Origin of the sequence: Cellulomonas sp. H30R-01 (assembly GCF_010119915.1) — a bacterium.
Classification (GTDB): domain Bacteria; phylum Actinomycetota; class Actinomycetes; order Actinomycetales; family Cellulomonadaceae; genus Cellulomonas; species Cellulomonas algicola.
In genome coordinates, this window is the sequence record NZ_CP048210.1 from 2,173,263 (window position 1) to 2,190,711 (window position 17,449).

General features: G+C 74.4%; 15 protein-coding genes. 11 read left to right on the plus strand and 4 right to left on the minus strand.

The features are described 5' to 3' along the window. Positions 1–118 precede the first annotated feature (118 nt). The 3 genes from rfbA (at position 119) to GXP71_RS09690 (ending at position 4,051) form a co-directional block, all read left to right on the plus strand. Positions 119–988, plus strand: coding sequence for a glucose-1-phosphate thymidylyltransferase RfbA (gene rfbA / locus GXP71_RS09680; protein ID WP_162352478.1), 870 nt, complete (start codon positions 119–121; stop codon positions 986–988). A gap of 139 nt (positions 989–1,127) precedes the next feature. Beyond that, positions 1,128–1,700 (plus strand): hypothetical protein, encoded by a 573-nt coding sequence (locus tag GXP71_RS09685; RefSeq protein ID WP_162352479.1) that lies wholly within the window; start codon positions 1,128–1,130, stop codon positions 1,698–1,700. After that, positions 1,697–4,051, plus strand: a complete 2,355-nt coding sequence (locus tag GXP71_RS09690; RefSeq protein ID WP_162352480.1) for a hypothetical protein — start codon at positions 1,697–1,699, stop codon at positions 4,049–4,051. Before GXP71_RS09685 ends, GXP71_RS09690 begins: the two co-directional genes overlap by 4 nt. Before the next feature lie 63 nt (positions 4,052–4,114). On the opposite strand, the gene GXP71_RS09695 is transcribed toward GXP71_RS09690, so the two are convergent. Both GXP71_RS09695 and GXP71_RS09700 read right to left on the minus strand, forming a co-directional pair. After that, positions 4,115–5,011: a glycosyltransferase gene (locus GXP71_RS09695; RefSeq protein WP_162352481.1), complete on the minus strand. Its 897-nt coding sequence runs from the start codon at positions 5,009–5,011 to the stop codon at positions 4,115–4,117. Beyond that, positions 5,008–7,125, minus strand: coding sequence for a DUF2142 domain-containing protein (locus GXP71_RS09700; protein ID WP_162352482.1), 2,118 nt, complete (start codon positions 7,123–7,125; stop codon positions 5,008–5,010). Before GXP71_RS09700 ends, GXP71_RS09695 begins: the two co-directional genes overlap by 4 nt. A 123-nt stretch (positions 7,126–7,248) precedes the next feature. Between GXP71_RS09700 and GXP71_RS09705 the strand changes: the two genes are divergently transcribed. Genes GXP71_RS09705 through GXP71_RS09715 form a run of 3 tightly spaced genes read left to right on the plus strand, consistent with a single transcriptional unit; the run spans position 7,249 to position 9,414 of the window. Continuing rightward, positions 7,249–7,998 carry a glycosyltransferase family 2 protein gene (locus GXP71_RS09705; protein WP_162352483.1) on the plus strand — a complete coding sequence of 250 codons (750 nt, stop codon included), beginning with the start codon at positions 7,249–7,251 and terminating at the stop codon, positions 7,996–7,998. Then, positions 7,995–8,393, plus strand: coding sequence for a DUF2304 domain-containing protein (locus tag GXP71_RS09710; protein WP_162352484.1), 399 nt, complete (start codon positions 7,995–7,997; stop codon positions 8,391–8,393). The genes GXP71_RS09705 and GXP71_RS09710 overlap by 4 nt, the downstream gene beginning before the upstream one ends. Further along, positions 8,380–9,414 (plus strand): glycosyltransferase family 2 protein, encoded by a 1,035-nt coding sequence (locus GXP71_RS09715; RefSeq protein ID WP_162352485.1) that lies wholly within the window; start codon positions 8,380–8,382, stop codon positions 9,412–9,414. The genes GXP71_RS09710 and GXP71_RS09715 overlap by 14 nt, the downstream gene beginning before the upstream one ends. 76 nt (positions 9,415–9,490) lie before the next feature. Here the strand turns inward: GXP71_RS09715 and rfbD are convergent, their stop codons facing one another. Next, the gene (rfbD, locus tag GXP71_RS09720) at positions 9,491–10,339 is read right to left on the minus strand and encodes a dTDP-4-dehydrorhamnose reductase (protein ID WP_162352486.1); all 849 of its coding nucleotides are present in this window, start codon (positions 10,337–10,339) and stop codon (positions 9,491–9,493) included. Positions 10,340–10,446: 107 nt separating this feature from the next. Here rfbD and rfbC point away from each other — a divergent pair, with 107 nt between their 5' ends. Together rfbC and GXP71_RS09730 are read left to right on the plus strand one after the other, a co-directional pair. After that, positions 10,447–11,064: a dTDP-4-dehydrorhamnose 3,5-epimerase gene (rfbC, locus tag GXP71_RS09725; protein WP_162352487.1), complete on the plus strand. Its 618-nt coding sequence runs from the start codon at positions 10,447–10,449 to the stop codon at positions 11,062–11,064. Further along, positions 11,057–11,983: a glycosyltransferase family 2 protein gene (locus tag GXP71_RS09730; protein WP_162352488.1), complete on the plus strand. Its 927-nt coding sequence runs from the start codon at positions 11,057–11,059 to the stop codon at positions 11,981–11,983. Before rfbC ends, GXP71_RS09730 begins: the two co-directional genes overlap by 8 nt. Here GXP71_RS09730 and GXP71_RS09735 read toward each other — a convergent pair. After that, positions 11,980–14,472, minus strand: a complete 2,493-nt coding sequence (locus GXP71_RS09735; protein ID WP_162352489.1) for a glycosyltransferase — start codon at positions 14,470–14,472, stop codon at positions 11,980–11,982. The genes GXP71_RS09730 and GXP71_RS09735 overlap by 4 nt on opposite strands. 98 nt (positions 14,473–14,570) lie before the next feature. Between GXP71_RS09735 and GXP71_RS09740 the strand changes: the two genes are divergently transcribed. The 3 genes from GXP71_RS09740 to GXP71_RS09750 all read left to right on the plus strand — a co-directional run bounded on the left by GXP71_RS09740 (position 14,571) and on the right by GXP71_RS09750 (position 17,403). After that, the gene (locus tag GXP71_RS09740; RefSeq protein WP_162352490.1) at positions 14,571–14,918 is read left to right on the plus strand and encodes a hypothetical protein; all 348 of its coding nucleotides are present in this window, start codon (positions 14,571–14,573) and stop codon (positions 14,916–14,918) included. Next, complete coding sequence (locus tag GXP71_RS09745) at positions 14,915–16,420, plus strand: glycosyltransferase (protein ID WP_162352491.1); 1,506 nt, start codon at positions 14,915–14,917, stop codon at positions 16,418–16,420. The genes GXP71_RS09740 and GXP71_RS09745 overlap by 4 nt, the downstream gene beginning before the upstream one ends. Before the next feature lie 77 nt (positions 16,421–16,497). Beyond that, complete coding sequence (locus GXP71_RS09750) at positions 16,498–17,403, plus strand: bifunctional 2-polyprenyl-6-hydroxyphenol methylase/3-demethylubiquinol 3-O-methyltransferase UbiG (RefSeq protein WP_162352493.1); 906 nt, start codon at positions 16,498–16,500, stop codon at positions 17,401–17,403. Positions 17,404–17,449: the final 46 nt, after the last annotated feature.

Below are 17,449 nucleotides of genomic sequence, written 5' to 3' on the forward strand. Positions count from 1 at the left end.
AGCGTCCGGTGCGCTCCAGACGCCCAAGGTCCCACACCGCGGGACGGCTCGGGACCGATTCCGACCAGGAAGGACGCCCGGCGACGCCGGTCCCCCGGGTAGGGCAGACTGGTGCGTCATGCGCGGAATCATCCTGGCCGGCGGCTCCGGCACACGGCTGCACCCGATCACGCTGGGCGTCAGCAAGCAGCTCGTCCCGGTCTACGACAAGCCGATGATCTACTACCCGCTGTCGACACTGATCCTCGCCGGGATCCGCGACGTGCTGGTGATCACGACGCCCCACGACGCGGAGCAGTTCCAGCGGCTGCTCGGCGACGGGTCGCAGTTCGGCATCTCCATCAGCTACACCGTGCAGGCCGAGCCGAACGGGCTGGCCCAGGCGTTCGTGCTCGGTGCCGACTTCGTGGGCGGCGACAGCGCGGCCCTCGTGCTCGGCGACAACATCTTCTACGGTCCCGGCCTCGGCTCGAAGCTGCAGCGCTTCTCCGACATCGACGGCGGCGCGGTGTTCGCCTACCGCGTGGCCGACCCGACCGCCTACGGCGTCGTCGAGTTCGACGCCGAGGGGCGCGCGCTCTCCCTCGAGGAGAAGCCGGCGCAGCCCAAGTCGTCGTACGCGGTGCCTGGCCTCTACTTCTACGACAACGACGTCGTCGCCATCGCGCGCGACCTCGAGCCGTCCGCCCGCGGCGAGTACGAGATCACGGACGTGAACCGCGCCTACCTCGAGCAGGGCCGCCTGCAGGTCGAGGTCCTCCCGCGCGGCACCGCCTGGCTCGACACCGGCACCTTCGACTCGCTCCTCGAGGCGTCCGACTACGTGCGGACCATCGAGCACCGCCAGGGCCTCAAGGTCGGCTGCCCCGAGGAGGTCGCCTGGCGCCGCGGGTTCCTCACGGACGACGAGCTGCGCGAGCGCGCCGAGGCGCTGACGAAGTCGGGCTACGGCACGTACCTGCTCAGCCTGCTGACGACCGGCAGCTGAGGGGGCCCCCGGCGCAGGCCGGGCGACGATCCGGACAGATACGGCGACACGGACGCGGGGCACGCCGCGGTCCTTCGTGACGGCGGGACCGCTGGGCTAGCGTGACTGGTCGTCGCGCCCATCCCGGAGGTCCTTGGTCATGCCCCGCACCCGCTCGCGCGTCCTCGCGGCCGCCGTCGGCGTGGCCCTGCTGACCGGGGTCGGCCTGGCCGCCTGCACGCCCGGCCCGTCGGACGCGGGCGCCGGGGCGTCGTCGAGCCCGTCGCCATCCTCGACGACGCCGACCTCCACGCCGTCTCCGTCGGCGACCGGCCCGTCCGCACCGGCCGCGGACGAGCCCGGCCAGCCGGGTGAGCCGGCCGAGCCGACGGCCGCGCCCCCGCAGCCCGCGCCCGCGCCGGGGGACGCCCTGGCCGGCGCGACCCTGACGGTCGCGTTCTCGGGCTACGACGCGGCGGCCGGCGCGCTCGTCGTCGGAGGCTACGTCGACCGCGTGCTCGAGGGCGGGACCTGCACGGTCACCGCGACGAAGGGCGGCGTGACGGTCACGGGCTCCGGTCCCGCCACACCGGACGCGACGACGACGTCGTGCGGCACGGTCGGCATCCCGCGGGCGCAGCTGAGCACGGGGACGTGGACGGCGACGCTGACGTACAGGACGGGGGCCGCGTCGGTCTCCGCCGCTCCGGTGCCCGTGGAGGTGGCCCAGTGATCCGCGTCGTCCGCGCCCTGGTGGCCGTGCTCGCCACGGCCACCGCCCTGCTCGCGGCGAGCGTCCTCACGACGCCCGCCCCGGCCACGGCGGCCGACCTGAGCCGTTTCGACCCCGGGTTCATCATCAGCGACGCGGTCTTCTACAACGCCGCCGCGATGTCGGCGCCCCAGGTCCAGGCGTTCCTCGACCAGAAGGGCGCGTCGTGCGTGCCGGCGGCGGGCAGCACGTGCCTCAAGAGCTACACGGAGAGCACGACGACGCGCGCCGCGACCAACCGGTGCGCGCAGTACACCGGCCAGCCGGGCGAGACGGCGGCCGTCATCATCGCGAAGGTCGCGGCCGCCTGCGGCATCAACCCGCAGGTCCTCCTGGTCACCCTCCAGAAGGAGCAGGGCCTGGTCACCGCGACGACGGGCAAGCCCGCGGCGACGTACCAGAAGGCGATGGGCTACGGCTGCCCCGACACCGCCCCGTGCGACGCCCTGTACTACGGGTTCTTCAACCAGGTGTACTCCGCGGCGTCGCAGTTCCGGAACTACCAGCTCAACCCCGGGAGCTACTCGCACCGGGCGGGACTCACGAACAACGTGCGCTTCCACCCGAACGCGGCGTGCGGCACGGCGCCAGTCCTCATCCGCAACCAGGCGACCGCGGGCCTCTACAACTACACCCCGTACCAGCCGAACGCGGCCGCGCTCGCGGCGGGCTACGGCACGGGCGACGCCTGCTCGTCGTACGGGAACCGCAACTTCTGGAACTACTTCTCCGACTGGTTCGGCAACCCGGCGGGCAGCCCGCCGTTCGGCTTCCTCGACTCGGTCACCGTCGCGGGGCTGAACGTCACGGCGACCGGCTGGGCCATCGACCCGGAGACCAACGCCCCCATCGCGGTGCACGTCTACGCGGGCGGCTCGGCGCAGGCGTTCACCGCGGACCTGTCCCGCCCCGACCTCGTCGCGCCCTTCGGCCGCGGCGACAAGCACGGCTTCGTCGCGACGATGCCCGTCACCCCCGGCACGCAGGACGTCTGCGTGTGGGCGATCAACAGCGACGCGATCTCCGGCAACACGCTGCTCGGCTGCCGCACCGTGACGGTGCCCAACCCGCTACGCGGCTTCGTCGACGCCGTGACGCCCGACGCGACCGGCGTCTACGTCAAGGGCTGGGCGTACGACCCCGACGCCCCCGCGACCAGCGTGCCCGTGAGCGTGACGGTCGACGGTGTCGAGACCGTGCTCACGGCCGACCAGCCGCGACCCGACGTCGACGCCGCCTACGGCTCCGGTCCGCGGCACGGCTTCGAGGCCCACGTCGCCGCGTCGACCGGCCGGCACACGGTCTGCCTCACGGCGCGCAAGCCCGCGCCCGGTCGCGACCTGCCGTTGACGTGCCGCGACGTGACGGTCGTCAACCAGCAGCCGACCGGCTTCCTCGACTCGGTCACCACCACGGCGACCACCGTGACCGTCGCGGGGTGGGCGCTCGACCCCGACACGACCGACCCGATCGCCGTGCACATGTACGTCGACGGCAACGCCCAGGCGTTCACGGCCGACCTTCCGCGCGCGGACATCGCGGCGGCCTTCGGCAAGGGCGACCGGCACGGGTTCACCGCGACCATGCCGGCGAGCCCGGGCACGCACTCCGTCTGCCTGTACGCCATCAACACGCCGTCCGGCCCGAACGTCGCGATGGGGTGCCGCACCGTCACGATCACCAACGCGAACCCCACCGGTTTCATCGACGCGGTCACGGGCGCACCGGGCAGCGTGACGGCGCAGGGCTGGGCGCTCGACCCGGACACCACGGACCCCGTCGCGATCCACATGTACGTCGACGGGACCAGCAGCCAGGCGTTCACGGCCGACCAGGTCCGCACCGACATCGGCGCGATCTTCGGCAAGGGCGACAAGCACGGGTTCACCGCGACCATGCCCGCGACGCCCGGCCCGCACACCGTGTGCCTCTACGCGATCAACACCCCGGCGGGTCCCAACGTCGCGATGGGCTGCCGCAGCGTGACCGTGCCCGCCGCGAACCGTGCGCCGATCGGGTTCCTCGACTCGTTCACCTCCACGGCGTCGTCCGTCACGGTGCAGGGCTGGGCGCTCGACCCCGACACGACGGCGCCGATCGCGGTGCACGTCTACGTCGACGGCAACAGCCAGGCGTTCACCGCCGACCAGAGCCGGCCCGACATCGCGGCCGCGTTCGGCCTGGGCGACCGCCACGGGTTCACCGCGACCATGCCGGCGACGCCCGGACCTCACAACGTGTGCGTCTACGCGATCAACACGCCGGCCGGCTCGAACGTGGCGATGGGCTGCCGGACGGTGACGGTCGGCTGACCCGTCGCGCGCTCCGCCGGGATCGCCCGTGCGGCGCGCCAGGCGGGACGCCTCGAGGCCGGCTCAGGCGGGGTTCGGCGGACCCGCGGGCCGGTACCGCGCGGGGACGGGACGGCGCGCGACGCCGTGCAGGAGGCCGCGCACCAGCGTCGCCGCCCGTTCGAGCCGCGGAGGCTCGAAGAGCAGGATGGTCAGACCCCAGTAGGCGACGATCGCGAGCCACTGCACGGACCACCCGGGCGCGGCCGTCGCGTGCTCGCGCAGCATGATCGCGGAGTTGCGCCCGATCCAGTAGAGGCGCCACGTGGGGTGGTGCGTCGCGCGCAGGCGCAGCGGGCCCCAGCCGTGCCAGCGGGTCTCCCCCAGGCCGTGCGGCAGCAGCACGGTGCGGTCCTGGCAGACCCGCCAGCGCGCCGCACGCACGCGCAGGCAGAACTCCTGGTCGACGCAGTCGACGAAGAAGTCCTCCCGGAACGGGCCGACCGCGTCGAGGGTCGCGCGCCGGACGAGCATGCCGGACGTGATGATCGCGCCCAGGTCCGCGAGCTCGGGGCGCGCCGCGGACCGCGGGTCGAGGTAGCGGCCCGCGTCCGCGTCCCAGGGCGCGGGACCCACGACGCCGATCGTGGGGTCCGCGTCGAGGCGGGCACCGAGCCGGGCGACGAGGTCGGGCGGGATGGTCGAGTCCTGGTCCAGGAGCAGCACCCGGTCGGCGCCCGGGTGACGCGCGACGCCCGCGTTGAGCGCAGCCGCGAGTCCCGAGTTGTAGCCCATGGGCAGGATCTCGACGCGCTCCGACGGCTCGACGTGCGCGCGTGCGTCGGTGTCCCCCGGCGGCGTGTTGTCGACGACGACCACCACGTCGACCTGGTCGACGACCGACGCGACCACCGCGGCGAGGCCCGGTCCGGGCCGGTAGGCGGTGACGACGGCCAGCGACGTCGCCGGCTGCGCCGTCACAGGTAGTAGTGGCGCACGACGACGCCGATCGAGACGACGTGCAGCAGCAGCACCACCGCGGCCAGGCTCCAGGCGGTCACGGTCGCGGCCCGGCGACGCGGCACGAAGCGCTGCACGAGCAGCACGGGCAGCGCGAGCAGGACGGGCACGACCATGAGGAGGTAGCGGCCCTGGAGCAGGTCGGTCCGGCCCGACGACGCGAAGAACAGGTACTCGATCGCGTACATGCCGAGCAGCGACAGGATGCCGGTCCCGGTGCACAGCGTGACGAGCCGGTCGAGCCGCCGCTGCTCGTCGGTGCGCGTGCGCCACTGCCGCAGGACGACGACGAGCCACCCCACGACGGCCGCCGCGAGCGCGAGGTAGGACCACCAGAGGACCTCGTACGCGATCTGCGGCAACGGGGTGTTCACCCACCCGAAGTTGCCCCAGAGCTGCACCACCCACAGGCCCCGGAACTCGAGGAACGCCGGGTCGTACTGGGTCGCGAGGTACGTGACGAGGTCACGCGGGCCGGGCTCGGGCGAGGCCGGGAACCCGATGCCCGACTGGATGCCGAGCAGGCGCTGGACGACGAGCCACAGCCCGTAGGTGCAGGCCACCCCGACGCCCGCGAGCAGCGGTTCGACGACGAGGACACGCCAGTCGCGCACCCGGTGCTGCACCTTGCCGAGCAGCCAGCCGATCGCGACGGGGAACAGGGCGATCGCGCCGAACGGCTTCCCGAGCGCGGCCAGCCCGACGGCCGCGCCGGCGGCGAGCATGACCCACGGAGCGCGCGCCGAGCGCACCAGGCGCGCGCCGAGCCACAGCGCCGCGAACCCGCACGCGACGACCCAGGCGTCGTTGTTCACGATGGCGTACTGGTGCGCGAGCATGGGCTGGAGCGCGACCGCCGTCACGAGCCCGGCGCGCGCCCACCGCCGTCCGGGCAGCAGCTCACCCGCGAACAGCCAGGCGAAGACGATCGCCGCGACGCCCAGCAGGGTGGACCAGAGCCGGACGGCGTGGACCTGCGCGACGGTGTCGTCGGGTGCCGCGAGGTAGAAGAGCGCGGCGGGACCGTAGTAGGTCGGCGGGTAGGACGCCGCCGGGCCGGTCGGGTCGGAGTCCGTCCCCACGGCCGCGTCGTCGGCCCGCAGCTCGTCGACGGCGTCGTCGCCGTAGTCGGGCCGGTCGGTCGGCCGGTGGGACGAGACGTGCATCGCCTCGGTCGCGACCTCGACCGACTCCGAGTACGCGCCGTACCGGTGCTCGGTCGTGTTCCAGACCGGGATCTTCCCCTGCTCGGCGATGTACTGCGCGTTCGCGAAGTGCGCGCCCTCGTCCATGCCCTGCAGCGGGGGGATCACGGTCGTCCACACGAGGCCCCGCACGAGGACCAGCGCGACGAGCGCGACGAGCCCCCACCGCGGGCGGGCCACGAGGAGGACGGCGGCGGCCGCCACCAGCACCAGCCCGAGCGCGAGCCCTGCCGGGGACCCCCACACCGGGGCGTAGTCGCCGAGCCGGTCGAGCACCAGGCCGACACGGTCGACCACGCGGTCGTCGCCGTCGTAGTAGGTGATGAGCGAGTCGGTGCCGGTCGTCGACTCCCACACGGACGGGCCGATGACGCTGTCGTCCGTGACGGCGAGCGTGAGGTCGTACGTCCGGCCCGCGGAGTCCTCGACGGGGTCGAAGGCGAGGATCGTGACGGCTTCGTTGTCGGGGATGTCGGCGCAGTCGAGCGTGCCGGTCGCGACCGTGCGGTCGCCGTCGCTCAGCGTGGCGCGCAGGTCGCAGCTGATGGTGTCGCGGTAGGTCGCGAGGACCGCGCGCACCTCGCTGAGGCCGTCCTCCTCCGCGCGCAGCCCGAACGTCTGCGGCTCGCCGACCTCGACGGGTGGCTGCGGGGTGGCCAGGTCGAAGTGCTCGGTCACGTCGGCGCGCACCGCGCCCGACGGCTGCGCGAGCGCGACCCAGGTCCCGCCGGCGACGAGCAGCACCGCGAGCACGGCCCACAGCCAGCGTGCACCGGGCACCGCCCAGCGGGAGCGAGGGGTCGACGCGTCGTCGCCCTCGCCCGGGACCGCCGGCGCGGGCGACGCGATGTCTTCGGCGATGTCGCGCAACGCGCGTTCCCTTCGTCGACGACCCGGCATGCGGCCGGCCAACGGGCACAGAGTCTCTCACAGCGACCTCGGCGCGAGGACCGCCGCCTCGGGCGGCAGGACCGTTCGGCTAGAGTCGGGGCCGTGTCTGCCCCTCGCCGAGTTCTGGCTGTGCTGCCCGCGTGGAACGAGGAGGTGACGCTTCCCCTGGTCCTCGCCGAGCTGCACGAGGCCGTCCCGGACGTGGACGTGCTCGTGGTCTCCGACGGGTCGACCGACCGCACGGTGGCCGTCGCGCGGCGGGCCGGGGTCCGCGTCCTCGACCTGCCCATCAACCTGGGCGTCGGCGGCGCGATGCGCGCGGGGTTCAAGTTCGCGGTCGAGAACGGGTACGACGGCGTCGTCCAGTGCGACGCGGACGGCCAGCACGACCCGCAGGACATCCCGCGCCTGCTCGCGACCGCCGACGCGACCGGCGCCGACGTCGTGATCGGCGCGCGGTTCGCCGGCGCCGGCGAGTACATGGCGCGCGGCCCGCGACGCTGGGCGATGCGTCTGCTGTCGGCCGTGCTCTCGCGACTCGTCGGGACGAGGCTCACGGACACCACGTCGGGCTTCAAGCTGTCGGGACCGCGCGCGGTCACGCTGTTCTCGCGCGACTACCCGGCCGAGTACCTCGGCGACACCGTCGAGTCGCTCGTGATCGCGCACCGCGCGGGTCTGACCGTGCGGCAGCTGCCCGTGGTCATGCGTCCGCGCGCCGGCGGTGAGCCGTCGCACAGCCCGTGGCGTGCGGCGGTGTTCCTCGGCCGCGCGGGCCTGGCGCTCGTCGTCGCGCTGTCGCGCCCCGCGCCCGCGGGCAGCACGCGCGAGGCCGTGGCGGCCACGGCATGAGCGGGTACCTGTTCGCGCTCGTCGCGTCGATCGTCACGCTCGTCTTCATCCTCGTGCTGCTCCGGCGGCGGCAGCTGCGCGAGAAGTACGCGGGGATCTGGCTCGTCGTCTCGTTCGCGATCATCGTGCTGGCGGCGTTCCCGCGGCTCGCGATCCAGATCGCCGACCTCGTCGGGGTCGAGACGCCGTCGAACCTGCTGTTCGCCGTCAGCCTCGTGGTGCTGCTGCTCGTGTCCATCCAGCTGAGCACCGAGATCTCGACGCTCGAGGAGGAGACCCGCACGATCGCCGAGCGGGTCGCGATCCTCGGCGAGCGGCTCACGCGCCTCGAGGGCGCCGCGACCGACGCGACCGCACCGCAGGAGCCGCACGCCCGTGACGATGAGCAGCACTGACGTCCCCCGCGTCGCGGTCGTCATGCTCGCGTACGGCCCGGAGCCGTACCTCGACGACGCCGTCGACGCCGTGCTCGCCTCGACGGGTGTCGACGTCGACCTCGTCCTCGTCGACAACGGCGCCGTGGGCGACGCGGTCGGGCGGCTTCGTGCCCGCGACGACGACCGCGTCCGCGTGCTCGTGCCGGGCCGCAACCTGGGCTTCACGGGCGGCGTCAACCTCGGCGTCGCGCAGACCACCGCCCCCGTCGTCGCACTCGTCAACTCCGACGCCGTCGTGCAGCCCGCGGCGCTGGCGGAGCTCGTCCGTGCCCTCGACGACCCCGCGGTCGGGCTGGTCAGCGGGCTCGTCCGGCTGGCCGACGAGCCGGCGCTCGTCAACACGGTCGGCAACCCGGTGCACCTGCTGGGCCTGTCGTGGGCGGGGCACATGGGCGAGCCGACGGGCGACCACCAGGCGCCCGCGGAGGTGGCATCCGTCACGGGCGCGACGATGGCCGTGCGGCGCAGCGTGTGGGACGCGCTCGGCGGGTTCCCCGAGGAGTACTTCGCCTACCTCGAGGACCTCGAGCTGAGCTGGCGGGCGTGGCAGCGCGGGCTCCGGGTGCGGTACGTGCCGACCGCGGTCTCCGACCACCACTACGAGTTCAGCCGCAGCCCGCTCAAGATGTACCTGGTCGACCGCAACCGGCTGATCTTCGTGCTGACCTGCTACGCACCGCGCACCCTCGCGCTGCTCGCGCTCCCCCTGCTCGCGTTCGACGTCGCGCTGCTCGCGGTCGCGCTCGCGCAGGGGTGGGGACGCCAGTGGTGGCGCGCCCGCGTGTGGGTGCTCGGGCACGTCGGGTGGCTGCGGGCACGCCGACGCGCGGTGCAGTCGGCGCGGCTCGTCCCGGACTCCGCGCTCGTCGACCTGTGGACGGACCGGTTCGACCCGACGCAGCTCGCGCTCCCGCCGGGCGGTCGCGCGATCGAGAAGGTCCTGCAGGCCTACTGGCGGCTGGTGCGCCGGGCCGTCTGACCGGCCCGGCCGCGGCGCCGGCGTGCGACGACTGCCGCGGACGGCGTGCCGACGGGCCGGCGTGCCGACGTGCGTGTCAGCCGGCGAGGACCTCGGCGCCCGCGACGGCCCAGCGCTCGGCCCAGTCGCCGATGGGCTCGACACCGGCGGCCTCGAGCGCACCGTGGCCGAGCACGCTGAACGCGGGCCGCGGCGCCGGGCGGACGAACTTCTCGCTGGTCGTCGGCCGGACGATCTCCGGGTCCATGCCCGCCGTCGCGACGGCCGCCTGCGCGAAGCCGTGCCACGAGGTCCGACCCGACGAGGTGCCGTGGTAGGTGCCCGCGGGCGCGTCGGCGCTCAGCAGGCGGAGCACCAGGTCGGCGAGGTCGACGGTCCACGTGGGCTGCCCCACCTGGTCGTCGATGACGTCGAGGCCGCCGCGCTCCGCCGCGAGCCGGGCGATCGTCTTCGGGAAGCACGCGCCGTGCGCGCCGTAGAGCCAGGCGGTGCGGACCACGAGGTGGTCGGGGGCCTCGGCGCGCGTGGCCCACTCCCCCGCCGCCTTCGTCCGGCCGTAGGCCGACCGCGGGGCGACGGGCGCGTCCTCGGCGTAGGGGTCGCCGGCGGCCCCGTCGAAGACGTAGTCGGTCGAGACGTACACGACCCGGGCCTGGTGCACCCGGGCCGCGCGCGCGACGTTCGCCGCGCCGACGGCGTTCACCGTGAAGGCCGTCGCCTCGTCCTGCTCCGCGGGGTCGACCGCGGTGTAGGCGGCGCAGTTGACGACCACGTCGGCGCCGGCCAGGCCCGCGAGCGTCGCGTCGGGGTCCGTGATGTCGAGCTCCGCCCGGTCGAGCGCGACGACGTCCTCGAAGGAGCGCTGCGCGCGCGTGACGAGATCCTGCCCGAGCATGCCGGACGCACCGACGACCACGAATCGCATCGGGCCAGGGTAGCGGCGCGGCCGACGTCCGCCCGACCGCGTCCGCGCCGGTCGCACGGTCCCGTAGGCTGGCGGGCGGCCGAGACCGACCGGAGAAAGAGGTTCCGATGCAGGTGCGCGAGCTCGCCGTCCGTGGCGCACTCGAGCTGACCCCCCGCCAGTTCGGCGACGACCGCGGCGTCTTCCTCGAGTGGTTCGCCGGGTCGGCGTTCGAGGAGGCCGTGGGGCACCGGCTGAACCTCGCGCAGGCCAACGCCTCGGTGTCCGCCGCCGGGGTGCTGCGCGGCATCCACTTCGCCGACGTCCCGCCGGGCCAGGCGAAGTACGTGACGTGCGTGCGCGGCGCGGTGCTCGACGTCGTCGTGGACATCCGGGTCGGCTCCCCGACCTTCGGCGCGTGGGACTCGGTCCTGCTCGACGACACCGACCGCCGGGCGATCTACCTGGCGGAAGGGCTCGGCCACGCGTTCATGAGCCTCGAGGACGACTCGACGGTCGTCTACCTGTGCTCGGCGCCGTACGCGCCCGGCCGCGAGCACGGCGTCCACCCGCTCGACCCGGCGCTCGGCATCGACTGGCCGACCGTCGGGCGCGACGGCACGCCCCTGACGCCGCTGCTGTCCCCCAAGGACGCCGAGGCGCCCTCGCTCGCGGAGGCGGAGCAGCAGGGGCTGCTGCCCACGCTCGCCGACGTGGAGTCGTTCGTCGCCCAGCTCGGTGGCTGACGCGGCCGACGCGACCGTCGTCGCGGTCGTCGTCACGTACCACCCGGAGCCCGCCGCGCTGCGTCGCCTGCTCGACGCGACCGCGCTCCAGGTCGACGCGGTCGTCGTCGTCGACAACGGCAGCACCCCCGAGACGCTGCGCGCGGTCGAGGACGCGGTCCGGTCCGTCGGCGGCACGCTCGTCGCGCTCGGCGAGAACCGCGGGATCGCCACCGCGCAGAACGTCGGGTGCGACCGGGCGCGCGACGCGGGTGCGCGCCAGGTCCTCCTCCTCGACCAGGACTCCGTGCCCGTCCCGGGGATGGTCGCGCGGCTGCGCACCGCCCTCGCGGAACCCGCGCCCGACGGCCGGCCCGTCGCCGCCACGGGCGCAGTCGCGCGCGACGACCGCGACGGCGAGCCCCCGTTCGTCTACGCGGCGCAGCGGTTCGGCCCGCGTCGGGTCGACCTGCCCGAGCAGGACGGTGCCCGCGTCGAGGCCGCGTTCCTCATCGCGTCGGGGTGCCTCGTGGACGTCGACGCGCTCGACCGGGTCGGCCCCATGCGGGACGACTTCTTCATCGACCACGTCGACCTGGAGTGGGGCGTCCGCGCGCGCGCCGCCGGGTACGCGCTCTACGCCGTCGTCGGTGCGGAGCTGCGCCACGAGCTCGGGGAGACGCCCCGCACCGTGCCGGGCCGCGGCCGGACCGTGCACGTCCAGTCCGTCGTCCGCAACTACTACATGACGCGGAACACGATCCTGCTCGTGCGGTCGCCGCTGCTCACGGCGGGCTGGCGCGTCGGCTACCTCTGGTGGATCGCCAAGTACGTGCTGTTCTACGTCGTCGCGGTCGCACCGCGGCGACGGCGTGTGCCGCTCATGCTGCGGGGCCTGCGCGACGGCCTGCTGGGCCGCACCGGCCCGATCCCCACCTAGCGGACGGCCGCGCGGGCACGACCCGCGAGCCTGCCCGCGAGGGCCCGGACCCCGCCCGCGCGGTAGACGCGTCGCGCCGCGATGAGCTTGAGGCGCCACGACGGCAGGTGCACCAGCGGCGGCGGGTACGCCTCGACCCACGCGTCGGCGGCGCTCGCGCGCTCGTGCCCGACGACCGGCGCCCACGTCGTCTCGCGCCGGGGCGCGAGCCGCACGTGCAGGGACGCCTGCTCGAGGATCTCCAGGTACCGCCGCCCCTGCGGGGCGGGCGACCACTGCAGCAGCGCGGCGCGGCGGGCCCGGGCACCGACCAGGGTCCGGTGGTGCTCGTCGGTCACCAGCCGCTCGAGCGCGTCGACCCACTCGTCGTGGGTCTGCGCGAGGTGCCCCGTCACGCCGTCCTCGATCGACTCGCGGAACGGCTGCGTCGGCGAGGCGACCGTCGGCGTCGCGGTCAGCGCCGCCTCGAGCCACTTGATCGCGGACTTGGCCTCGTTGAACACGGAGCCCAGCACGAGCGGTGCGAGGTTCACGTCGACGTCGCGCAGCCGCCCGGGCAGCTCCGTCCACGGCAGCATCGGGAGCCGGCGCACACGGTCGGCGACGGGCTCGAGGGCGGGACCGGTCGTGAGCAGGCCGCCCAGCCACAGCTCCACGTCGGGGTGCCGCCGCATGACCTCGACGACGGCCGGCTCGACCAGCGCCCAGTCGGCGTCGTGCGTCGTGGTGCCCGAGAAGTAGCCGATGCGCAGGGGCCCGGGCCGCCGGTCACGGGTGAGCGCGGCCTCGCTGATCCGGCCGAGCGCCGAGCCCACACCGTTGGCGAAGCGGTGCACGGGCATGCCCGTGAGCCGACCCACCTCGTCGCACAGCGCCTGCGTGCTGCCGATGTAGGCGTCGCACGCCTCGAGGGTGGTCCGGTACCGCGCGACCCCGTTCCACCAGAGGGCGAGCTCGTCCTCGCTCATGCCCCCGAGCCCGTGCACCTGCCCCCGCAGCTCGGGGTCGACGATGAGGTCGTCGACGTCGAACAGCACGGGCACGGGCCGGTCCCGCTCGCGCACCTGCCGGACCAGGGCGAGGACGTCGTCCGTGGCGGGGACGCGGTAGATCACGACGGCGTCGGCGACGGCGGCGAGCGCGGGCAGCTCGGGGTCGCGGTAGTGCCGGACCTCGGCCGTGACGCCGAGCTCCCGCAGCGACTCCGCGGGCAGCTGCGCGCGGTAGCGCAGCGGCGCGCCCTGGATGCCGACGACGAACAGCACGCGGCTGACGACGGGCACGGGCTCGACCGCCGCGGGGTCCTGCTCCGCGACGAGCTCGCGGTACAGCGCGTCGAGGCCCTGGACCTGGTCGTCGAGCGCCCGCACGACGACGTCGGGCGCGTGCTCCTGCATCTGCGCGACCCGCTCGGGGGCCGACACCAGGTCGCGGAGCGCCACGGCGAGCGCGTGCGGGTCCGCGGCGGGCACGATCAGGCCGTTCTCGCCGTCGCGGACCACCTCCTCCGGACCGAGGGTGTCGGTGCAGACGACCGCGAGGCCGGCGCCCAGCGCCTCGCGCGTGAGGATCGAGTGGGACTCGCGCATGACCGACGGGAGCACGAGCACGTCGTGCGCGGCGAGGACGCCCTGGAGGTCCGCCGGCTGGAACGCGGGCTGCGCACGGACGCCGGTCAGGCCCCCCACGGCGTCGTCCGGCACGCCGTAGAGGTCGAGCGACCAGTCGCCCGGCGGCACCTCGCGGACCGCGTCGAGCAGGACGGGCAGGCCCTTCATGGGGTCGCTGCCGCCCGCGAACATGAGGCGCACGGCGCCCGACGCGGCGCGCTCCTCGGCCTGCGGCGCACCGTCCGGGAGGCCGTTCTCGTCGACCCGGACCAGCCGGGCGTCCACGCCGTTGGCGATCATCACGTCGGCGGCGCTCCGCGACGGCGCGAGCACGAGGTCGGCGTCCGCGAGGCACTCCGCGAGGCGCGCGTTGCGCTGCTCGAGCCAGGCGTGGTCGACCGCGCACGGGCACCCGCCGCACGACACGACGAGCGAGCACGGCTGCATGTCCGGCGCCACGAGGAACTGGCGTGCGCACGTCCACCAGAAGTCGTGCATCGTGACCACCACGCGTGCGCCGGAGCGCCGCGCCGCCCGGACCAGCCCCCCGCCCAGCGTCTGGAGCGCGTGCAGGTGCACGACGTCGGCGGGGTGCTCCTCGAGCCAGCGCTCGAACGCGGCCTCCGCGCCGGGGTTCATGCTGTTGAGCGGGTCCGACCACGCGGTGAAGGGCGTGATGGCCACCCAGCGGACCGGAAGGCCCGTCTCGTCGGTCTCGTCCCACGTGGACAACGGCTCCCGCGCGTCGTCCAGGTGCCCCGCGAACACGCGCACGTCGTGGCCCAGCGCGGCGAGCCCGCGAGCCAGCCGCTGCGGCACGAGGGTGCCACCGCTGGTGAGGTTCGGGGGGTAGTGAGCCGAGACGACTGCGATGCGCACCTGATCAAGTCTAGGCGGCTCACCACGACGCTCGGGGCCGCCCACGCTGGGAGAACGGGACGCGCACGGCGCGGCGTCGCATGCTCTACCCTGCTCGCATGCCGGTCGAGGAAGAAGCGGCAGCCTGGCTCACCGGGTTGCGCACGACAGACCGGACGCTGCACGCAGGGCTCGAGGGGGAGGCCGCGGCGCGTGAGGTGTCCGCACTGCAGGACAAGGTGGTGCGCCTCGAGGCGCAGATCGCCGGTCTCCGAGGGGCCGTCCGCGTGCGCGACGCGCTGCTCGCCGACCAGCGCGTCGCCATCAAGGAGCGGGACGGCTGGATCGACGACCTGCGCGCGGCGACGGTGCCGCCCACCTGGTCGTCGCGCGTCCGCCGGACGGTGAGGTCGGCGGCGGGCGTGCCCCGCCGTGCGGTGCGCTCCGCCCGAGCACGCCTTCGATGACCCCACCGCTCCTCACGCTGCTGCTCGCCGCAGGCGACGACGTCGAGGCGGCCGCGCGCACGGTCGAGGCCGCCCGGCTCGTCCGTCCGGCGGGAGCCCGCTGGGACCTGGTCGTCGTCACGGACGTGCCGCTCGGCGCGGGACGTCGATGGGTCCACGAGGTCGTCGCGTCCGGCTCGCGCACCGAGCAGCTCACGCGCGCGCTCGCGGTGGCGCACGGCACCTGGGTCGCCGTGCTGGGCCCCGACGACCGCCTCGAGCCCGGTGGCGTGGACGCCCTGCTCGCGCTGCTCGCGCTCCGGCCCGAGCTCGACGTCGCGTACACCGACGAGCAGTGGCCCGCGCCCGGCGCCGACGGCCTGGTGACGAAGCCCGGGTGGGTGCCCGAGTACGAGCGCGGGACGGACTACCTGGGTCGGCTCTGCGCGGTCCGGCGCGACCTGCTGAACCGTGTCGGCGGCTTCGTCGCCGAGTCCGACGGCGCCGTCGAGTGGGACGCGCACCTGCGCGCCGTCGAGCGCACCGACCGCATCGAGCACCTGTCGGTCGTCGGGCTCACCCGCAGCGCCGCGCCCGAGGTCACCGACGACGAGTGGGACGCCGGGCTGCGGGCCGTCGCCCGCCACTTCGCCCGGGCCGGCCAGGAGGTCACGGTCGAGCGTGGACCCCGGCGCGGCAGCGCCCGCACGTGGCGCGCGGTCCCGGAGCCGCCGCTCGTGTCCGTCGTGGTGCCCACGGGCGGCGGGCGGCGCACGGTGCGCGGCAAGGACACGCTGCTCGCCGAGATGTGCGCGCGCTCGCTCGCCGACGGCACCGCGTACCCGCGGTGGGAGCTCGTGCTCGTGCCGTCGGAAGGCACCGACCCCGCGGTCGTCGCGTCGGTCGCCGACGTCGTGGGCGACCGGCTCGTCGTCGCGCCCGCGACGGGCCCGTTCAACTTCGCGCGGTCGGTCAACGTCGGGGTGGCGGCCGCCCGGGGCGAGCTCGTCCTGCTCCTCAACGACGACGTGGAGGCGATCGAGCCCCGCTGGCTCGACCGCATGGTCTCGGTCCTGCAAGACCCGTCGATCGGCGTCGTCGGCGCGCAGCTGCTGCACGAGGAGGGGGTGATCCAGCACGTCGGGGTCGTCTACTCGGACGCCTGGGAGCCGTGGCACCTGTTCCAGCAGCAGCCGGCCGGCCACGACCACTTCGGCGCCGGCGTGCTCGACGCGGACTTCACCGCAGCCACCGGTGCGTGCCTGCTGCTGTCGCGCCGGCTGTTCACCGAGGTGGGCGGCATGGCGGAGGAGCTCCCCCTCAACTACAACGACGTCGACCTGTGCCACAAGGTCGTGCGCGCGGGCCTGCGCGTGGTGGTCACGCCGGTCGCGTCCCTGCACCACTACGAGTCGTCGACCCGGGCGCCCGTCATCCGCACGGACGAGACCGCCTACCTCCGGCGCTACTGGTCGTGGCTCGCCTGGCGTGACCCGTGGGTCAACACGCGCACGTCCGGATGACCCCGTTCGGACGGGTATCCTGACCGGTCGGCGCGCGGCGCCGTGGGACAGACGGCACGTGCAGGAGGCGGACGGCAATGACTGACGCGGTGGACGCGGACACGGTGGACATCGAGAACGACGGCGAGCGGATGATCCCCGCGTTCCACCGACCGTCGTTGCTGTACGCCGAGCACCTCACGCGCTACCAGGCCGCCGCCGAGATCGTGCGCGGCAAGCGCGTCCTCGACATCGCGAGCGGGTCCGGCTACGGCAGCAGCCTGCTGGCCGGCACCGCCGCCTCGGTCGTCGGCGTCGACGTCAGCGAGGTGGCCGTCGCGTACGCCACCCGCCAGTACGGCGCGGACAACCTCGAGTTCCGGCACGGGAACGCCGAGCACATCCCGCTCGAGGACGACTCCGTGGACGTCGTCGTGACGTTCGAGACGATCGAGCACGTCGAGGACTACCGGGCGTTCGTCGCCGAGATCGACCGCGTGCTCGCCCCGGGCGGCATCGCCCTCGTCTCCACGCCGAACGACCTCGAGTTCGTCGAGGGCAACCACTACCACCTGCACGAGTTCGTCTACGACGAGCTGCGCGAGCTCCTCGCCCCGCACTTCGCGCACGTGAAGCCCTTCTTCCAGGCGACGTGGCAGGCCGTCGCGGTCGGCACGCAGGAGGACTTCTCGACCGAGGGCGTCGTCGAGGCGACGGTCCACAACCTCGCCCCGCTCGAGCGCGACCAGTTCCTCTACTTCTACTTCGTGTGCTCGCGCGAGCCCACGGACGCGACCGTGCCCACGGTCCTCGCCCTCGGCGGGCACCACTCGGACCGCGCGATCCAGCAGCGGGACCTCGCGACGCAGGCGCGGCTCGAGGAGCTCGAGGTCGCGCTCGCCGGCGCGCGTCACGACCTCGAGGTGCTGCGGTCGACGCGCAGCCACCGGATCGCGACCGGGATCTCCTCGGTCGCGCACAAGCTGCGGCTCACGCGCGGCTGACCGCACGCGACCGTCGACCCCGACGAAGGCCCGCCCGGCGTCCGCC